The organism is Delftia sp. ASV31 (assembly GCF_016428765.1).
In the GTDB taxonomy this organism is placed as follows: domain Bacteria; phylum Pseudomonadota; class Gammaproteobacteria; order Burkholderiales; family Burkholderiaceae_C; genus Comamonas; species Comamonas acidovorans.
The window spans coordinates 1-18,167 of sequence record NZ_JAELTK010000070.1; the positions used below are offsets into that span (position 1 = coordinate 1).

At 69.2% G+C, this 18,167-nt stretch carries 12 protein-coding genes; 6 read left to right on the top strand and 6 right to left on the bottom strand.

The window, feature by feature from the left end; translation table 11 throughout:
* Positions 1-228: 228 nt before the first annotated feature.
* Together JHD82_RS21560 and JHD82_RS21565 are read right to left on the bottom strand one after the other, a co-directional pair.
* Complete coding sequence (locus JHD82_RS21560; RefSeq protein WP_199138668.1) at positions 229-1,671, bottom strand: iron-containing redox enzyme family protein; 1,443 nt, start codon at positions 1,669-1,671, stop codon at positions 229-231.
* A gap of 316 nt (positions 1,672-1,987) precedes the next feature.
* Positions 1,988-3,022 carry a LacI family DNA-binding transcriptional regulator gene (locus JHD82_RS21565; protein ID WP_034367056.1) on the bottom strand — a complete coding sequence of 345 codons (1,035 nt, stop codon included), beginning with the start codon at positions 3,020-3,022 and terminating at the stop codon, positions 1,988-1,990.
* A 169-nt stretch (positions 3,023-3,191) separates the two neighbouring features.
* Between JHD82_RS21565 and JHD82_RS21570 the strand changes: the two genes are divergently transcribed.
* The 5 genes from JHD82_RS21570 to JHD82_RS21590 all read left to right on the top strand — a co-directional run bounded on the left by JHD82_RS21570 (position 3,192) and on the right by JHD82_RS21590 (position 10,530).
* Positions 3,192-4,202 (top strand): tripartite tricarboxylate transporter substrate binding protein, encoded by a 1,011-nt coding sequence (locus tag JHD82_RS21570; protein WP_199138670.1) that lies wholly within the window; start codon positions 3,192-3,194, stop codon positions 4,200-4,202.
* Positions 4,203-4,222: 20 nt separating this feature from the next.
* A complete protein-coding gene (locus tag JHD82_RS21575; protein ID WP_199138672.1) occupies positions 4,223-5,062 on the top strand; it encodes an HpcH/HpaI aldolase/citrate lyase family protein in 840 nt (279 codons plus the stop codon).
* 14 nt (positions 5,063-5,076) lie between these two features.
* Positions 5,077-6,804, top strand: coding sequence for an L-arabinonate dehydratase (gene araD / locus JHD82_RS21580; RefSeq protein ID WP_199138674.1), 1,728 nt, complete (start codon positions 5,077-5,079; stop codon positions 6,802-6,804).
* 375 nt (positions 6,805-7,179) lie between these two features.
* Positions 7,180-8,880 carry an aspartate-alanine antiporter gene (aspT, locus tag JHD82_RS21585; protein ID WP_199138676.1) on the top strand — a complete coding sequence of 567 codons (1,701 nt, stop codon included), beginning with the start codon at positions 7,180-7,182 and terminating at the stop codon, positions 8,878-8,880.
* Positions 8,881-8,934: 54 nt separating this feature from the next.
* Positions 8,935-10,530: a bifunctional aspartate transaminase/aspartate 4-decarboxylase gene (locus JHD82_RS21590; protein ID WP_012205739.1), complete on the top strand. Its 1,596-nt coding sequence runs from the start codon at positions 8,935-8,937 to the stop codon at positions 10,528-10,530.
* A gap of 24 nt (positions 10,531-10,554) precedes the next feature.
* Here the strand turns inward: JHD82_RS21590 and JHD82_RS21595 are convergent, their stop codons facing one another.
* The gene (locus JHD82_RS21595) at positions 10,555-11,505 is read right to left on the bottom strand and encodes a DMT family transporter (RefSeq protein WP_199138679.1); all 951 of its coding nucleotides are present in this window, start codon (positions 11,503-11,505) and stop codon (positions 10,555-10,557) included.
* Positions 11,506-11,580: 75 nt separating this feature from the next.
* Here JHD82_RS21595 and JHD82_RS21600 point away from each other — a divergent pair, with 75 nt between their 5' ends.
* Positions 11,581-12,456 carry a LysR family transcriptional regulator gene (locus tag JHD82_RS21600; RefSeq protein ID WP_199138681.1) on the top strand — a complete coding sequence of 292 codons (876 nt, stop codon included), beginning with the start codon at positions 11,581-11,583 and terminating at the stop codon, positions 12,454-12,456.
* 56 nt (positions 12,457-12,512) lie between these two features.
* On the opposite strand, the gene JHD82_RS21605 is transcribed toward JHD82_RS21600, so the two are convergent.
* The 3 genes from JHD82_RS21605 to JHD82_RS21615 form a co-directional block, all read right to left on the bottom strand.
* Positions 12,513-13,790: a TolC family protein gene (locus JHD82_RS21605; protein ID WP_199138683.1), complete on the bottom strand. Its 1,278-nt coding sequence runs from the start codon at positions 13,788-13,790 to the stop codon at positions 12,513-12,515.
* A gap of 74 nt (positions 13,791-13,864) precedes the next feature.
* On the bottom strand, positions 13,865-16,981 hold the full coding sequence (locus JHD82_RS21610; protein WP_199138685.1) for an efflux RND transporter permease subunit: 3,117 nt from the start codon (positions 16,979-16,981) through the stop codon (positions 13,865-13,867).
* Positions 16,981-18,132, bottom strand: coding sequence for an efflux RND transporter periplasmic adaptor subunit (locus tag JHD82_RS21615; protein WP_199138687.1), 1,152 nt, complete (start codon positions 18,130-18,132; stop codon positions 16,981-16,983). Before JHD82_RS21615 ends, JHD82_RS21610 begins: the two co-directional genes overlap by 1 nt.
* Positions 18,133-18,167: the final 35 nt, after the last annotated feature.

Consider the following 18,167-nt stretch of genomic DNA (forward strand, 5'->3'; position numbering starts at 1 on the left):
CCCCCCCCCCCCCCCCCCCCCCCCCCCCCCCCCCCCCCCCCCCCCCCCCCCCTTTTAGATGTGTATAAGAGACAGCTAGAAGGCCACTCAAATAAAGATTCTATGGACTGGGTCAAAAACCCAGAATGGTGTGTGCGTGGAAAAAGCCGGGAATGGGTCAAAGAGCAAGCCCGTCTTGCCCAATGACCAGATGATTTTCCCCGGGTAAGCAAAGAGGGGTCGAATGGCCTACCGGCCCAGGAACAGGCGGGTAGCGCGCAGGCCCAGGGGCGTCCAGTGCAGGCCCGGTGACATGGCCTGTACCAGCAACTCATGCTGGGCCGCTGAATCGAGCGTGGGGTAGCGCTGCTCGAAGAGCATCAGGTCGGTGTCCAGTTCCTGCGCGCTGCGGCCCGGGTCCGGCCGCGCGCCACGGGATGTGCGCAGGCGCTCGGCCACGCGAAAGCTCATGCGCCGCGCCGGTTTGCCGGGCTCGGCCACGGATTCGAAGGAGGCGCCATCCGCACTGGCCGGCCCACGCAGCCAGTCATGAATGACTTGCAGCTCATAGGGAGAGAAAACACCGAACATCTCTGCCCGCTCGCCCTGCAGCAGCTGCCAGAAGCGGCTTTCCTCCGCAGGCCGGTTGCGTTGTATCCAGCGTGCCTGCTCCAGCGCGGCCAGGAAGGCAGGCATGTCCTGCGGACGGGACAGCCAGTCATTGACGCTGCGGCCGGCCACCTTGCAGAAGTCCGAGTGCGCGCCATGCCCGGAAGGCGATTTGCGCGCCAGGATGCGCACCACCTCAGCTTCGATGTCGAACGACCTGATCACGTCCAGCGTGCTGGTGCCCGTGTCTGCCAGCCGGGCGCCCGCGCGTACGCGGCGCCAGTACTCGCCGCCATCGTCAATGCGCGGCGCGTTCTCCCAGGCGGCAATGCAGGCGCGCCGGGCATGGCCGGTGTCGGCGTTGTCCACGGTGACATGCAGCGTGAAGTAGTAGGGATCTATTCCCAGTTCATTGAGTTCGTAGGCGGTGATGAGCAGGTGCAGCGGCAATTGCTCATAGCCCAGGTTGAATCCCACGATCTCGGGCAGGAACTGCTGCGCATTCCAGCCCAACGCCAGCTGTACCAGCCCCTGCCGGTACAGCTCGTCGGGCAGGTCCTCCACGGGATCAAGGCCATACCTGGCCAGGAGTTCCCGGTAGAGCTTGACGTGGTTCTTGTCGGCCATGCCGTCGCCCAGTTCTTCCACATAGGTGGTGACCAGGTCCGACATGCGTGAGTTGCCCGCGTGCGCGCACAGGCCGTAGAGCCAGGAACCGTCCACCAGCTTGGTAGGTGCCACATTGCGCAGGAAGTACAGCGCATGGGCGCGGTTGCCGAAGTAGCGGCGAGCGGCACCCGCCTTGCGCTCTGCCAGGTAGGCCTGGTACTGGGCGTGCACTTTTTCGACATTGGCACGCATCCAGTCGGTCAGGTGCTCCGGGTTGTCCGGCAGGCCATCGGCATCGGCAGAGGTCTCGGCGATCACGCCGTGCAGGAAGTCCGCAGCAGCCTGGCGCTCCTGTTCGGCGGGCAGATGGTTGGCCAGGCGCTCGTAGAGCGGCACATGCAGGAAAGAAGGCTCAAGCGTGCCTGCGCCAGCGGCCAGTTCGGTACGTGGGGGGTCCAGCAGTTCTGTGTTCATGGTGGGGCTTTGGTCCGTAACGCCTTCAGGATGCGGTGTGGCCCTAGGTACAGCCATCGGGCCAACGCCTTCCTGTGCGTCGTAATACGCCTACCCTTGGCGCAGGCGCCCGGGCCGGACCGCCGTCGCCCTGGCGCCCGCGCTCATGGCAGGGGAACAGGATCCGGCCCGGCCTTGCCGGCGAGCATTGGCTGGTACTGGGCGCCGGCCTGCTGGGCCTGGGCTGGGCCCGGTTATCGACAAGCGCGGCGCCTTGCTGATACTGAGATAAAGCCGGTCTTCCTGCCGCTGCCCGGCCATCGCCTCACGCTGGCGTTCAGCGCGCATCCTGGTGCCCACGCGTACTCCCCCTCCCCACCACCTCAAACCCCATATCCTGCGCGGCCACCGCCACGCCACCGGCCATGCGCGCAATCAGTGCCTCTGCACCCAGGCGGCCGATGGCGGCGCCGTCCACGCGCACGGTGGACAGGGCGGGCCAGGCGTCCAGCGCCAGGGCCTGGTCGCCAAAGCCCAGCACGCCGAATTCCTCGGGCATGCGCAGGCCCAGTGCATGGGCGTGGGAGAGAACGCCTTGCGCCAGCGCATCGGAGCTGCAGAAGACGGCATCGGCCTCCGGTGCCTGGGCGCGCAGGGCGTTCAGGGCATCGCGGCCACGGCCGGATTGGGGGATGGCTTCCGAGAAGACGATTTGCGCAGGAACCGGGGCACCGGCTTCCGCGGCGGCGCGGGTGAAGCCCAGGGCGCGGCGGGCGGCGCGGCTGTCGTCGGCGCGCAGGATGGCCGGGCGCCGGTAGCCGCAGGCGGCGAGGTGACGGAAGGCGGCGCGGCCTGCGTCTTCCTGCGAGAAGCCGACCACCATGTCCAGCGGATGGGGCTGGTAGTCCCAGAGTTCGACCACGGGCACGTCGGCATTGACCAGCAGGCGCCGCGTGCGGGCCGTGTGCTCGGTGCCGGTGAGCACGATGCCGTCCGGGCGGCGGCTGAGCATGGCGGCCAGCCAGGTTTCCTCATGCTCCGGGTCATAGCTGGAGATGCCCAGCGTGGTTTCATAGCGCTGCGCGGCCAGGGTGTGGATGAGCGCATCGAGCATGTCGGAAAACAGCGAGTGCCCCACCGAGGGCACGATGGCCGCCACCAGCCGCGTCTGGCGTGAGGTCAGCCCGCCCGCCAGGGAGTTGGGCACGTAGCCCGATTGCTCCACGGCCTGCGCCACGCGCAGCCGCGTGGCCTCGGCCACCAGTTCAGGCCGGTGCAGCGCGCGCGAGGCGGTGATGGGCGACACGCCGGCAATGCGGGCCAGGTCCTTGAGCGTGGGCGCATTGGCGTTGCGCAGGGTGCGGAGGGTCATGCGAGGCCTTTGCCTGGAATGGCGATGGAGAGGCGGCTTGAGAATGATTGCGTGGTCATGTTAACGATGATGTCCATCAGCACGGTCTGATTGTTTCCCCTCGTACGTCCGAATGGAGAGCGCTGCCTTTGCTTGAAATGATTGCGCAATCATTCAAGAGGAGACCACCATGCGCCCTTCGCTCTCCAACCGCCGCAGCGCCATGGCGCGCCTGCTGGCTGCGGCCCTGGCTCCGGCCTCGATGCTGGCCCCGGCCCCGGCCCCGGCCCAGTCCCAGGCTGCCTGGCCGGTCAGGCCGATCACGCTGGTGATTCCCTTCCCTCCCGGTGGCCAGACCGATGTGGTGGGCCGGCTGGTGGGAGAGCGCCTGTCGCAGCGCCTGGGCCAGCCCGTGGTGGTGGAGAACCGGCCCGGCGTGAATGGCTCGCTGGCCTCCGAGGCCGTGGCGCGGGCGCGGGCCGATGGCTACACGCTGGTGATTGGCGGGCCGGGCACGCATGCCATCAACCAGCTGGTCAATTCCAACGTGAGGTACGACGCGCGGCGGGATTTCACGCACATTGCCATGCTGGGGCGCGTGCCCATGCTGCTGCTGGCCTCGCCAAGGCTGAAGGTCGCTTCGGTGGCCGATGTGGTGGCCCTGGCCCAGGCCAGCCCTGGCACGGTGAATGTGGCGCTGACGGGCATTGGCTCGTCCAGCCATGTGACGACGGAGCTGCTGCGCCAGGCGGCCGGCGTGAGCTTCAACAACGTTCCCTACAAGGGCGATGTGCCCGCCATGACCGATGTGATGGGCGGCCAGGCAGACCTGCTGTTCGTGCCCGCCACCTCGGCCGTGGGCTTTGCGCAGGCGGGCAAGCTGCGTGCGCTGGCCGTGGCAGGCGAGCGGCGCCTGGCGGCCCTGCCCGATGTGCCCACCATGGCCGAAGCCGGCCAGCCGCAGGTCGTCAACTATTCATGGACCAGCCTGGCGGGGCCGCCGGGCATGCCGGCCGATGTGGTGGAGCGGCTCAACCAGGCCTGCCAGTCCCTCCTGGCCGAGCCCGAGGTGGTGGCCCGGCTGACCGCCATGAGCAACGAGCCCACGCCGGGCACGCCCGCCCAGGCCGCCAGCTTCATCGCCGCCGAGGTGGCGCGCTGGAGCGAGGTGGTGCGCAAGGGAAACATCCAGGTCCAGTGAACAGCTTCAGGAGAGTCCCCATGAGCATGCTGCCCGCCAATACGTTCAAGCGCGCGCTGCGCGAAGGCCGCCCGCAGATCGGCCTGTGGTCCACCATTCCCTCCCCCTTTGTCTGCGAGATGATCGGCGGCGCGGGCTACGACTGGGTGCTGCTCGATACCGAGCACACGCCCACCGACGTGCCGCTGATGCTGGGCCAGCTGCAGGCCGTGGCCGCCGCCCTGCCCGCACCGGGCGCCCTGCCCGTGCATGCCGTGGTGCGGCCCGCCTGCAACGATGCGGTGCTGATCAAGCGCTACCTGGACCTGGGCGCCCAGTCCCTGCTGCTGCCCTTTGTGCAGAACGCGCAGCAAGCGCGGGATGCCGTGCGCGCCATGCGCTATGCACCCCAGGGCATGCGCGGCATGGGCGGTTCCACCCGCGCGGCCAACTTCGGGCGCACGGCCGACTATGTGGCATGTGCGGCCGACGAGCTGTGCCTGCTGGTGCAGGTGGAGACGGCCGAGGCGCTGGACCAGATCGAGGCGATTGCGGCCGTCGATGGCGTGGACGGCATCTTCATCGGCCCCGCCGACCTGTCGGCCAGCCTGGGCTATCCGGGCCAGGCGCGCCACCCTGTGGTGAACCGGGCCATCGACCAGGCCATCGCCCGCATCCGCGCCTGCGGCAAGGCACCGGGGATCCTGATGGTGGACGAGGCACGGGCGCGCGAATGCCTGGAGCTGGGCGCGCAGTTCGTGGCCGTGGCGCTGGACACGCTCTTGCTGCGCGACGGGCTGGATGCGGCGGCGGCGCGCTTCAGGAAAGGGCTGCTGGCCGCGAACCCGCCAGGGCCCGCATCCACCGCCGGCAGCTACTGAGGAGCCCCACAACCATGACACGTTCCCCCGAATCCCTGCGCAGCGCACGCTGGTTTGCTCCCGATGATTTCCGCTCCTTCGGCCACCGCTCGCGCGTGCTGCAGATGGGCTATGGCTACGAGGACTGGATGGGCAAGCCCGTGATCGCCATCGTCAACACCTGGAGCGATGCCAACCAGTGCCATGCCCACTTCAGGCAGCGCGTGGAAGACGTCAAGCGCGGCGTGCTGCAGGCCGGAGGATTTCCGCTGGAGCTGCCGGCCATCTCGCTGTCGGAAAGCATGGTCAAGCCCACGACCATGGTCTATCGCAATTTCCTGGCCATGGAGACGGAGGAGCTGCTGCGCAGCCACCCGGTGGATGGCGCCGTGCTCATGGGCGGCTGCGACAAGACCACGCCGGGGCTGACCATGGGGGCGATCTCCATGGGCCTTCCCTTCATCTACCTGCCGGCCGGCCCCATGCTGCGCGGCAACTGGAAGGGGCAGGTGCTGGGCTCGGGCTCGGACGCCTTCAAGTTCTGGGACGAACGCCGCGCCGGCCACCTGGACGAGCAGGCCTGGCGCGAGATGGAAGCCGGCATTGCCCGCAGCCACGGCACCTGCATGACCATGGGCACAGCGGCCACCATGATGGGCATTGCCGAGGCCGTGGGTCTGGCGCTGCCGGGCGCTTCGTCCATTCCGGCCGCCGACGCCAACCACATCCGCATGAGCGCCGAGTGCGGCCGCCGCATCGTGCAGATGGTGTGGGAAGACCTCACGCCCGCCCGCATGCTCACGCGTGCGCATTTCGAGAACGGCATTGCCTGCGCCATGGCCATGGGCTGCTCCACCAACGCCATCATTCACCTGATCGCCATGTCGCGGCGCGCGGGCCATCCGGTCAGCCTCGATGATTTCGACGCCTTCAGCCGCCGCGTGCCCGTGATCGCCAACATCCGGCCCAGCGGCGACAGCTACCTGATGGAGGACTTCTTCTATGCAGGCGGCCTGCGCGCCCTGCTGGAACGTATCCGCCCGCATCTGGACACCGGGGCCATGACGGTCAACGGCAAGACCCTGGGCGAGAACATTGCGGGCAGCCAGGTCCACCAGGACGACGTGATCCGCCCCCTGTCCAGCCCCATCTACGCCGAAGGGGCGCTGGCCGTGCTGCGCGGCAACCTGGCGCCGGACGGCGTGGTCATCAAGCCCAGCGCCTGCGCCCCGCACCTGCTGCGCCACACGGGCCGCGCCCTGGTATTCGACGACTACCCCAGCCTCAAGCAGGCCGTGGACGACCCCCATCTCGATGTGAACGGCGAAGACATCCTGGTGCTGCGCAACGCCGGCCCCAAGGGCGCAGGCATGCCCGAATGGGGCATGCTGCCCATTCCCACCAAGCTGCTCAAGCAAGGCGTGAAAGACATGCTGCGCCTGTCCGACGCCCGAATGAGCGGCACCAGCTACGGCGGCTGCCTGCTGCACTGCTCGCCCGAATCCGCCGTTGGCGGGCCGCTGGCCCTGGTGCGCACGGGCGACCGCATCACGGTGGACGTGCCCGCCCGCCGCATCCACCTGGAAGTCAGCGACTCAGAACTCGCCACCCGCCGCGCCGCCTGGACGCCCCCGCCCGCGCGCTACGAGCGCGGCTATGGCTGGCTGTTCGGCCGCCATATCCTGCAGGCCAATGAGGGATGCGATTTTGATTTTCTGGAGACGGGCTTTGGAAGGGCTGTGCCGGAGCCGGATATTTTTTGAGAGCGTGAATGGCACAGGGTCTGCCCAGGCGCAGGGCGGCCCGTGCAGCCCTGCTTGTCCAGGTCCTACGACATAAGCCGCCTCCAGGCTGACGGCCAAGTCCTACATCGCCACTCCTTTTTGTCATGAATAGTGGCTCTGTTTTCGACAAGATACTGATTCAAGCAAGCCAATGGAAACGCCATATCCGATTGAATATTGATGAATACGGAAACCACCGCGCTCATCAAATATCGATAGGCATTTTCTAATAGCGACACACCGTTTCCCCCAGGTCCACGCGCACGCAAGCCCCCTGCCCTTCGCGGGCAGCCGTTCCCGTTTCCCTTTGCATTGCGCGCCGCCGTGGAACTCAACCCAGAAGCAGAGGTGGCTGTGGACTTTCTCAGAAGCATCTTTCATCAGGCTCCGGAAATCGCGCTGTTTGCGGCCTTGGCGCTCGGTTACTGGGTGGGCAAGTTCAGGTTCGGGTCGTTCCAGCTGGGGGGCGTGGCGGGGTCGCTGCTGGCGGCGGTGCTGATCAGCCAGGTGGGGGTGACCATCGATTCGGGCATCAAGGCGGTGCTGTTCGCGCTGTTCATCTATGCCGTGGGTTTCGAGAGCGGGCCGCAGTTTTTCCGTTCGCTGGGGCGGCAGTCGGTCAAGGAGATCCTGATGGCCCTGGTGGTGGCCGTGTCGGGGCTGGTCACGGTGGTGGTGATCGCCCGCGTGTTCCATCTGGACAAGGGGCTGGCGGCGGGGCTGGCCGCAGGTGGGCTGACGCAGTCGGCCATCATCGGCACGGCGGGCTCGGCCATTGAAAAGCTGGGGCTGGCGCCTGACGAGGTGCAGCGCATGCAGGCCAATGTGGCCATCGGCTATGCGGTGACCTATATCTTCGGCTCCTTCGGCGCCATCATCCTGTGCGTGAACGTGCTGCAGTGGGTCACAGGCCGCAAGATCCGCGAGGACGCCATACAGGCCGAGCAGGAACTGCTCAAGGGCGTGCGCGTGTATGGCGTGGGCGAGTCGCCTGCCGCACCCGATCTGGTGGGCCGCATTTTCCGCGTGGGCCAGCCGGGCCGTACCGTGGCCGAGCTGGAGGCCAGCGCCAGTGCAAGTGCAGCCGGCGGCGGGCCTGTGACGGTGGAGCGCATACAGCGCAGGAACGCGCTGCTGGGTGTGGACGGCAATCTGGCGCTGGAGGCCGGCGACATCATCTTGCTGGTGGGCCGGCGCGCGGCCGTGGTGGCGCTGGGCGCCTCGGTGGGCGAGGAGCTGCAGGGCGCCGAGGGCATGGACGTGGTGATGGTGCGGCGCGACGTGGCCATCTCCAACAACCAGTACCTGAACCGCAGCGTGAAGGACATCCTGGACAGCCTGTCGCAGGAGTTCAAGCACGGCGTGTACGCAGTGGCGCTGATGCGCGCAGGCACGCCGGTGCCGATTGCGCCGGCCACCATGGTCATGCCGGGCGATGTGGTGACGCTGTTCGGCACGCCGCAGGATGTGCAGAAGGCCGCGCAGTCGGTGGGCCCCATCATCGTTCCCAGCGACAAGACGGACTTTGTCTTCCACGGCCTGGGCATCACGGTGGGCCTGCTGATCGGGCTGCTGGTGCTGCGCCTGGGCTCCATTCCCATCACGCTGGGCAGCGGCGGCGGCGCCCTGCTGGCGGGCCTGCTGTTCGGCTGGTGGCGCAGCCGCAAGCACACCTTCGGCAACATGCCCACGGCCGCTTCCACGCTGCTGCGCGACCTGGGCCTGGCCGGCTTCGTGGCCATGGTGGGCCTGCAGTCGGGCCAGCAGGCCGTGACCACGGTGATGCAGCAGGGCCTGACGCTGTTCCTGCTGGGCGTGGTGGTGACCATCGTGCCGCTGCTGATCGCCATGCTGTTCGGCAAGTACGTGCTGCGCTATGACAACGTGGCCGTGTTCGCGGGCTCGCTGTCCGGGGCGCGCAGCGCCAACCCGGCGTTTGGCGAGATTCTGGACAAGGCCGGCAACTCGATTCCCACGGCACCGTTTGCGATCACCTATGCGCTGGCCAATGTGTTCCTCACATTGCTGGGGCCGCTGGTCATCGCCTTTGCCTGATCACCCCTGACCGATCCCCAAGGACCACCAAGGACCATCACAAGGAGCTGCGCAATGAGCAAGGATTATCGGAGTCTGGCGAATTTGAGCCCGTTCGAACTCAAGGACGAACTGATCAAGGTGGCCTCGGGCAAGGCCAACCGCCTCATGCTCAATGCGGGGCGCGGCAATCCCAACTTCCTGGCGACCACGCCGCGCCGGGCCTTCTTCCGGCTGGGGCTGTTCGCGGCGGCGGAGTCGGAACTGTCGTACTCCTACATGACGGTGGGCGTGGGCGGGCTGGCCAAGCTCGACGGCATCGAGGGCCGCTTCGAGCGCTTCATCGCCGAGCACCGCGACCAGGAGGGCGTGAAGTTCCTGGGCAAGTCGCTGAGCTATGTGCGCGACCAGCTGGGGCTGGACCCCGCCGCCTTCCTGCATGAGATGGTGGACGGCATCCTGGGCTGCAACTACCCCGTGCCGCCGCGCATGCTCACCGTGAGCGAGCAGGTCGTGCGCCAGTACATCGTCCGCGAGATGGCAGGCGGCGCCGTGCCACCCGAGTCGGTGGACCTGTTCGCTGTCGAGGGCGGCACGGCGGCCATGGCCTATATCTTCGAGAGCCTGCGCATCAGCGGCCTGCTCAAGGCCGGCGACAAGGTGGCCATCGGCATGCCGGTGTTCACGCCGTATATCGAGATCCCCGAACTGGCGCAGTACGACCTCAAGGAAGTGCCTATACACGCGGACCCCGACAATGGCTGGCAGTACTCCGACGCCGAGCTGGACAAGCTCAAGGACCCGGACGTCAAGATCTTCTTCTGCGTGAACCCCAGCAACCCGCCGTCCGTGAAGATGGACCAGCGCAGCCTGGACCGCGTGCGCGCCATCGTGGCCGAGCAGCGGCCCGACCTGCTGATCCTCACCGACGATGTCTACGGCACTTTTGCCGATGAATTCCAGTCCCTGTTCTCGGTCTGCCCCCAGAACACGCTGCTGGTGTATTCGTTCTCCAAGTATTTCGGGGCCACGGGCTGGCGCCTGGGCGTGATCGCGGCACACAAGGACAACGTGTTCGACCATGCGCTGGCGCAGTTGCCCGAGTCCGCAAAGAAGGCGCTGGACCACCGCTACCGCTCGCTGCTGCCCGATGTGCGCTCGCTCAAGTTCATCGACCGCCTGGTGGCCGACAGCCGCGTGGTGGCGCTGAACCACACGGCCGGCCTGTCCACGCCGCAGCAGGTGCAGATGGTGCTGTTCTCGCTGTTTGCGCTCATGGATGAAGCGGACGCCTACAAGCAAGCGCTCAAGCAACTGATCCGCCGCCGCGAGGCCACGCTGTACCGCGAGCTGGGCATGCCCCCGCTGGAAAATCCCAACTCGGTCAACTACTACACGCTGATCGACCTGCAGAACGTCACCTGCCGGCTCTACGGCGAGGCCTTCTCGCAATGGGCCGTGCAGCAGTCCTCGACCGGCGACATGCTGTTCCGCGTGGCCGATGAGACCGGCATCGTGCTGCTGCCGGGCCGTGGCTTCGGGTCCGACCGCCCCTCGGGCCGCGCCTCGCTGGCCAACCTCAACGAGTACGAGTACGCCGCCATAGGCCGCGCCCTGCGCCGGCTGGCCGACGAGCTGTACGAGCAGTACAAGGCGCTGGGCAAGGAGTAGGCTCTATGCCAGGGTCCGCACGGCTCATCGCAGCTGTCGGGCCTTGACCACCAGCAGCGCCCCGGCCATCAGGCCCACACCGGCCAGTTGCACGGCGTCCAGCGCACGCCCGTAGACGGCCCAGTCCAGCACCATGGCCGTCAACGGATAGACGTACTGCAGCACGGCGATGCGGCCCAGCGTGAGGCGGGCCATGCCCGCAAAGAGAATGGCGTAGGCCAGGCCGGTGTGCAGCACGCCCAGCCCGGCCAGCCAGGCCCAGGACGACGGCGCCTGCGGCCAGCCATGAACCAGCGGCACCCACAGCAGCAGCACGGTGCCGACCGCGCACTGCCACCAGGCCAGCGCAAACGACGTGACCACTTTCTCGGTCTTGGCCAGGATGGTCACGGCCGCATAGCACAGCGAGCCGGCCAGGCACATGAGCAGCCCGGACACATGGTCCGGCCCCCAGGCCGCCGCATCGCCACCCAGCAGCCCCGTGGTCAACACCAGTCCCAGCAACGCCGCCAGCACGGCCGCCACCTGCCGTGGCGCCATGGCCTCGCGCAGCACCAGGGTGCCGAACAGCATGATCCACACCGGCTGGATGTGGAACACGATGGTAGCCACGCCAATGGAGGTGCGCGGTATGGCGGCAAAGAACAGGGCCCAGTTCATCACCATGAGGACGCCGGTGGCCGCCACCACCGGCCAGCTCCTGCCGCGCACGCGCAACTCCCTCATGCGGCCCGTGGCCAGGCCCCAGGCCAGCAGCGCCATCGCGCCGAAGGCGCAGCGAAACAGCACGGTGACCAACGGGTGCTGGCGGGCCTCTTCCACAAATATGCCGACCGTGCCCAGCAGCACGCCGCCCGCAATCATCAGCCACTGGCCGCGTGTCTCCTGCGCTGTGGGAGCGGCTTGTGCGGGCGTGGGAGCGGGCGCGGTGGAGACTACGGATGCGGCCTGTAAGGAATGGGTTCTGTCTTGCATGGCCGCGATCGTCTCGTGGCAGAAAATTCTCGTAAAGCAAATAGTTTGCAGGTTTAGTATTCGATATTCGAATCCATGGAGCGTGCCGTGAACCACCCCGACCTGCAGATCGACTGGCTGCGTGCCCTGGTGGCCGTGGTGGATGCGGGCTCGCTCTCGGCTGCCGCGCCGCTGCTGCACCGATCACAGGCCGCCGTGAGCATGCAGATCAAGAAGCTGGAGACCGCCCTGGGCCGGCCCGTGCTGCTGCGGGGCCCGCGCCATCTGCAGCTCACGCCCGCAGGCGCCGAACTGCTGGGCTATGCGCGGCGCATGCTGGAGCTGCAGGCCCAGGCGCAGGCGGCCCTGTTCGGCCCCGACCTGTCCGGGCGCGTGCGGCTGGGCGTGCCGGACGACTACGCATCCACCTATCTGACGCCCGTGCTGCGCAGCTTTGCAGGCCGCTACCAGGGCGTGGAGATCGAACTGACCTGCGAGCAGTCCACCGCGCTGATCCCGCAAGTGGTGCGCGGCACGCTGGACCTGGCCCTGGTCTCGCGCGACAGGCCCCAGCGCGGGCGCCTGCTGTTCCATGAGCCCCTGGTCTGGGTGGGCGCGCCGCAGCACGAGGTGTGGAGGAAGAATCCCCTGCCGATTGCCGTCTACGAGGCCGCCAGCCTGGCGCGCACGGCGGCGCTGTCCAGCCTGGCGGCCCAGCGGCGCGCGCACCGCGTGGTCTATCACAGCTCCAGCCTTGCCGGCCAGCTGGCCGCCGTGGAAAGCGGCCTGGCCGTGGCCGTGTTCACGCGCTGCAGCGTGCCCCCGCACCTGCAGGTGCTGCAGAACCTGCCGGCCGGCTTCGAGCTGCCGCCGCTGGTGTCCATGGAAGTTTCGGCACTGCGCAGCAAGGCCTCGCAGGGCTCGGCGGCCGTGGATGCCATGTACGAGCAGTTGATTGCGACGCTAGGCTAGGCGCAGAGCACGTCTGGAGTTGCCTGAGAAATCCGCAGCGGCTTCTGCTCGCCCGCTCAGTCATCAAAATCCCACAGCTCATGCAGATCCAGCCGCAGGCGGCTGTCGCCCTCCAGCGCCTCGCTGCGGGCCAGGCGTTCGGCCAGCAGCGCTTCGGCCAGGGTGCGGCGCACGGCCAGCAGTTCGGTCAGGCCCGACTCACCGGCGCGGTAGGCGCGCAGTGCGCGGTCGGCGGCGCCCTGCTGCAGTGTGGCAGCGCGGGCCTGGGCCTGGGCGGCGGCACGCTTGCCGGCCAGCAGGCTCCAGAGCACGTCGAACTCCGCGCCCAGGCGGCGCTCGGCCGCCAGGCGGCGGGACAGCGCGGCGTCGGCATCGGCCAGGGCCTGGTCGGCCTGGGCCTGGCGGTGCACCGAGCCCAGGGGCACGGACAGGCTGACGCCCGCGATGCGCTCGCTGCCCCCTCGCTCACTGGTGGCGAACACGCCCACGGTGGGGTCGGGCCGGCGTTCCAGGTCGGCACGGCGGGCCTGGCGCAGGGCCAGGGTTTCCTCGGCCTGGGCCAGCAGGTATTCGTGGCTGTGCTCTATGTAGCGCAGGCGCAGCTGGGCCGGTGACTGCTGCGGCAGCGGTGGCAGATCGGGCAGCGGTGGCAGATCCAGCAGCGGTGGCGCAGCCTCCCCCTCCTTCGCCCGGGCAGCCTCCAGGCCCGGAAACCGTGCCTGCAGGTCGGCCTGGGCCGCCTGGTGCGCGGCCTGGGCCGTTGCCAGCGCGGCCTGCATGCGCGCGTGCTCGGCGGCGGCCAGTTCGGCGTCCAGCCTGGCGGCATCGCCTGCGCGCAGCCGGCGTTCGGTGACGCGGGCCAATTCGGCGGCAGCGTCGGCATTGTCCCGGGCGGTCTGCTGCGCCTGGCCTGCGCGCTGTGCGGCAAACCACAGCGCCAGCAACTGGCGTGCGGCTTCGTGCCGTACATCCTGGGCCGCCACGCGCGATGCGGCCTGGGTCGCTTCGGCAAGCTGCGCATCGGACTCGGCCTTGCCACCCAGGCGCAGGGGGCGCTCGACGGCGATCTGCCCCTCGGCAAAGCGCTGGCCCGAGCCGTCGTGCACCCAGCGGCGCTGGCCGCTGGCGCGCACCACGGTTTCATGCGGGCCGGCGCGCAGGGCCTGGGCGCGCGCCGCAGCGCCGCGTTGCGCGGCGTCGGCAGCCTGCACGGCAGGAGAGCGGGCCACGGCCTCGCGCACGGCGGCCTCGGGCGGCAGATGGCTTTGGGCCTGGGCCTGGACAGCGCAGGCACATAGCAAGGCAGCGGCCCAGGCATGCAGCAGGGGTTTCATGGGCATGTTCCTGAAAGAGAGTCCGGCAAGGCCTTGCGCCCTGCAGTGGGGAGAGGTGGTGGTGTGGGTGGTGCTCATGACCGGGCCTCCCGCTCACGCCGCGGCAGGCCGAAGCGTTCGAACAGCAAAGGCAGCAGAAGCAGGGTCAGCGCCGTGGAGCTGACCAGCCCGCCCGCCACCACGATGGCCAGCGGCCGCTGGATCTCCGAGCCCGGCCCGCTGGCCAGCAGCAGCGGCACCATGCCCAGCGCGGTGATGCAGGCCGTCATCAGCACGGGCCGCAGCCGGTCGCGCACGCCGTGCCGCACCACCTGGGACAGGGGCTGGCCCGCAGCCAGCAGGTTGTTGAAGTGCGATACCAGGACCACGCCGTTGAGCACCGCAATGCCCAGCAGCGCGATGAAGCCCACGGAGGCAGGCACCGACAGGTACTCGCCCGCCGCACTCAGCGCCGCCATGCCGCCCACCAGCGCGAACGGGATGTTGGCAATGACCAGCAGCGCCTGCCTGGGCGAGCGGAAGGTCAGCACCAGCAGCACGAAGATGGCGCCCAGCGCCAGCGGCACCACCAGCGCCAGCCGTGCGGCGGCGCGCTGCTGGTTCTCGAACTGGCCGCCCCAGACGATGCGCATGTCCTTGAGGACGGCATCACCGGCGACGGCCGCCTGGGCATCTCGCACAAAGCTGGCCAGGTCGCGCCCTTCGACGTTGACCTGCACCACGGCGAAGCGTGCGCCGTTTTCGTGGTCCACGCGCACGGGGCCGTCGCGGGCCGCCAGCGTGGCCAGGGAGGTCAATGGCCAGTTGCTGCCGTCCGCCGCCGTCACCAGCAGCCCGGCCAGGCCTTCGGGCGACTGGCGCAGCGCCGTGCCGCCGCGCAGGATGAGCGGCGTGCGCGCCACGCCTTCGGGCACGATGCCAATGCGCTCGCCTTCCACCAGGGCGCGCAGTTGCGCCTGCAGGCCATCGCCGCTGAGCCCGGACTGGCCCAGCGCCGCGCGGTTGAGCGCCACCTGCAGGTATTGCACGCCGCTGTTGCTGGGCGCGATGACTTCGGAGGCCCCGGCCACCGCGCGCATGCGCGCGGCCACGGCCTGGGCGGCTGTGTCCAGCCGCGCCAGGTCGGGATCGAAGATCTTGATGGCCACGTCGCCGCGCGTGCCGGTCAGCATTTCGGAGACACGCATTTCTATGGGCTGGGTGAAGCCGTAGATGAGCCCCGGAAAGCCCTGCATGACGTGGCGTATGGCCTCGGCGATGTCTTCCTTGCTGCCGCGCCACTCGTCGCGCGGGCGCAGCACCAGGAAGGTATCGGTCTCGTTCAGGCCCATGGGGTCCAGGCCCAGATCGTCCGAGCCCGTGCGCGCGACGATGGAGCGGATCTCGGGCACCTGCTCCAACAGCGCGCGCTGCACGCGCCCGTCCATGTCCAGCGAAGCGGCCAGCGAGATGGAGGGCGTCTTTTGCAGCTGCACGATCATGTCGCCCTCATCCATGGTGGGCATGAAGGTCTTGCCCACGGACAGGTAGAGCACGGCCGCCCCGGCCAGCGATGCCCCGGCAATGCCGAAGACCGCAGGCCGGTGGGCCAGGCTCCAGCGCTGCATCCGCTCGAAGCCCCGGGCCACGCGCCGCATCAGCCAGGGTTCATCGCCGCCATGCGAGCGCAGCAGCAGCGAGGCCAGCGCAGGCACCACGGTGAAGGCGATGAGCACCGAGGCCCCCAGCGCCAGCACGATGGTCAGCGCCACGGGCGCGAACAGCTTGCCCTCCAGCCCCTGCAGCGTGAGCAGCGGCAGGAACACGATGGCGATGATGGACACGCCGGCCAGCATGGGCACGGAGACCGCCGAGACCGCCTGGCGGATCAGCACGGCCCGGTCCTGCGGCGGGGAGCTGCCTGCCGTTTCGATGGCCGTTGCGCCCGCAGACTCATTCGCCAGCGCGGTCTCTATGTTCTCCACCACCACCACCGCAGCATCCACCAGCATGCCCAGGGCGATGGCCAGGCCGCCCAGGCTCATCAGGTTGGCCGTCAGGCCCGCATGGCGCATCAGCAGGAAGGTGGCCAGCATGGACAGCGGCAGCGTGGCCGCCACCACCAGGGCCGCCCGCAGCCCGCCCAGGAACAGGTAGAGCGTGACCAGCACCAGCACGCTGGCCTCGACCAGGGCGCGCACCACGGTGCCCGCCGCGCGCGAGACCAGGTCGCCCCGGTTGTAGAAGACCTGGGTGCTCATGCCCTTGGGCAGCCGGGGAGCCAGTTCGTCCAGCCGCGCCTGCACGGCGTCCACCAGGCTGCGCGCATCCACCCCGCGCAGTCCCAGCACCAGGCCCTGCACGGCTTCGCCACGTCCGTCCCGGCTGACGGCGCCGTTGCGCGTGGCTTCGCCCAGGCGCACGGTGGCCACATCGCCCACGGTGGCGGCAACGCGCCCCTCATGGGCGGGCGCCACGACAATGGCGCGCAGGTCGTCCAGCCCGCGCACGCCGCCTTCCACGCGCACCACCCAGTGCTCTTCCCCGCGGTCCAGCCGGCCTGCGCCGTCGTTGCGGTTGTTGGCCTCCAGCGCCTGGCGCAGCTGGTCCAGCGTCACGCCGCGCGCCCGCAGCCGGGCGGGGTCGGGGATCACCTCGTAGCCGCGCACCATGCCGCCCAGGGCATTCACGTCGGCCACGCCGGCCACGGTGCGCAGCGCAGGGCGAATCACCCAGTCCAGCACATGGCGGCGCTCGGCCAGAGACCATTGTTCACCGTCGATGGTGAACATGAACATCTCGCCCAGCGGCGTGGTGATGGGGGCAAGCCCGCCTTCGGCCGTGGCGGGCAGCTCGCGCTGCAGGCCGGCCAGCCGCTCGGACACCTGCTGGCGCGCCCAGTACACGTCCGTGCCCTCGCTGAAATCCACGGTCACGTCGCTGATGCCGTACTTGGACACCGAGCGCACCATGGTCTTGTGCGGCAGGCCCAGCAATTCCTGCTCGACGGGCGTGGAGACGCGCTGCTCCACCTCCTCGGGCGTCATGCCGGGCACCTTCAGGATCACCTTGACCTGGGTGGGCGAGATGTCGGGGAAGGCATCGATGGGCAGGTGCACATAGGCCCAGGCACCGGCCAGGGCCAGCGCGCAGGCGGCCATCAGCACCATCGCGCGCTGGCGCAGCGAAAAATCGATGAGGCGCGCCAGCATCACTCACCCCCGCCCAGCAGGCCCTTGAGCGCGGCAATGCCCGTCACGGCAATGCGTGCCTTGGGCGGCAGCATGCCGCGCACCACGGCCGTGGCCTCGTCGCTGGCCTCCACGGACAGCGGCATGAAGCGCGCCCCCTGCCCGGTGGCGACAAAGACGCCGGTGCGGTTGTTCCAATGCGCCAGCGCCGCAGCGGGCACGCGCAGGCGTGCACCGCCAGAGCCACCGGCAGATCCACCGGAAGGCCCGGCGTCCGCACCGGCCAGGGCCAGCGACGCGGTCACGCTTTCGCCCACGCGCAGGTCGCCAGCGCGTTCCAGCGCAACGCGCACCCGCATGCCGGCCGATCCGTCACCGACCGGGGCCATTCCGGCCACCTTGCCCTGCGCACCGCGCGCCGCCACCTGAACGCGGTCGCCCACGCCGGGCAGCGGCACCTCGCGGCCCAGCAGCAGGTCCAGTTCCAGCGCCTTGGGGTCGGCCACGCGCAGCAGCGGCGCCGAGGCCTCCACGCGCGCGCCCGGCACCGCCAGCACCTCGGTCACCAGGCCCGCGCGGGGCGCCACCAGGTGCACCTCGTTGCCCACGAACTGCAGGCCGCTGGCGGCCAGTTCGGCGCGCCGCGCCTGGGCCATGGCCGCGGCCTCGGCGGCGCGGGCCTGCGTGGCCTGCCAGCGGCTGGCGGCGATGATGCCGTCCTCATGCAGTGCCTGGTCGCGCGCCAGGGCCTGGCGTGCCAGGCGCGACTGGGACTCGGCCTCCAGCAGCGCGCGCCGCGCCTCATACAGCTGCGGGCTGGTGAACACCGCCACCGGCTGGCCGGTGCGCACCGTCTGGCCCAGGGCCACGAGCACGCGCGGCACCGCGCCCGCATAGGGGGCGGCCACCACGGCCTGGGCATCGGGCCGCAGCACGACGCGCGCGTGGGCCGAGACCTCGATGCGCTGTGCCGCCTGAATGGGTTCGAAACGCACGCCCAGCGCCTGTGCCTGTTCGGCGGACAAGGCAACGGATGTGGGCGTGGATGCAGATCCGGATGTGGGTGCGGACGGGGGATTGGACGGGCTTGCGGGTGCGGCCTGGGCCTGGGCGGCCATGCCGACGGCTGGCAGCGCAAGTGCGCTGGCCAGCAGCCATGGGGAAAACATCATTCCTGACTCCGGGAAAAAAGACGAACGCCGTCCAC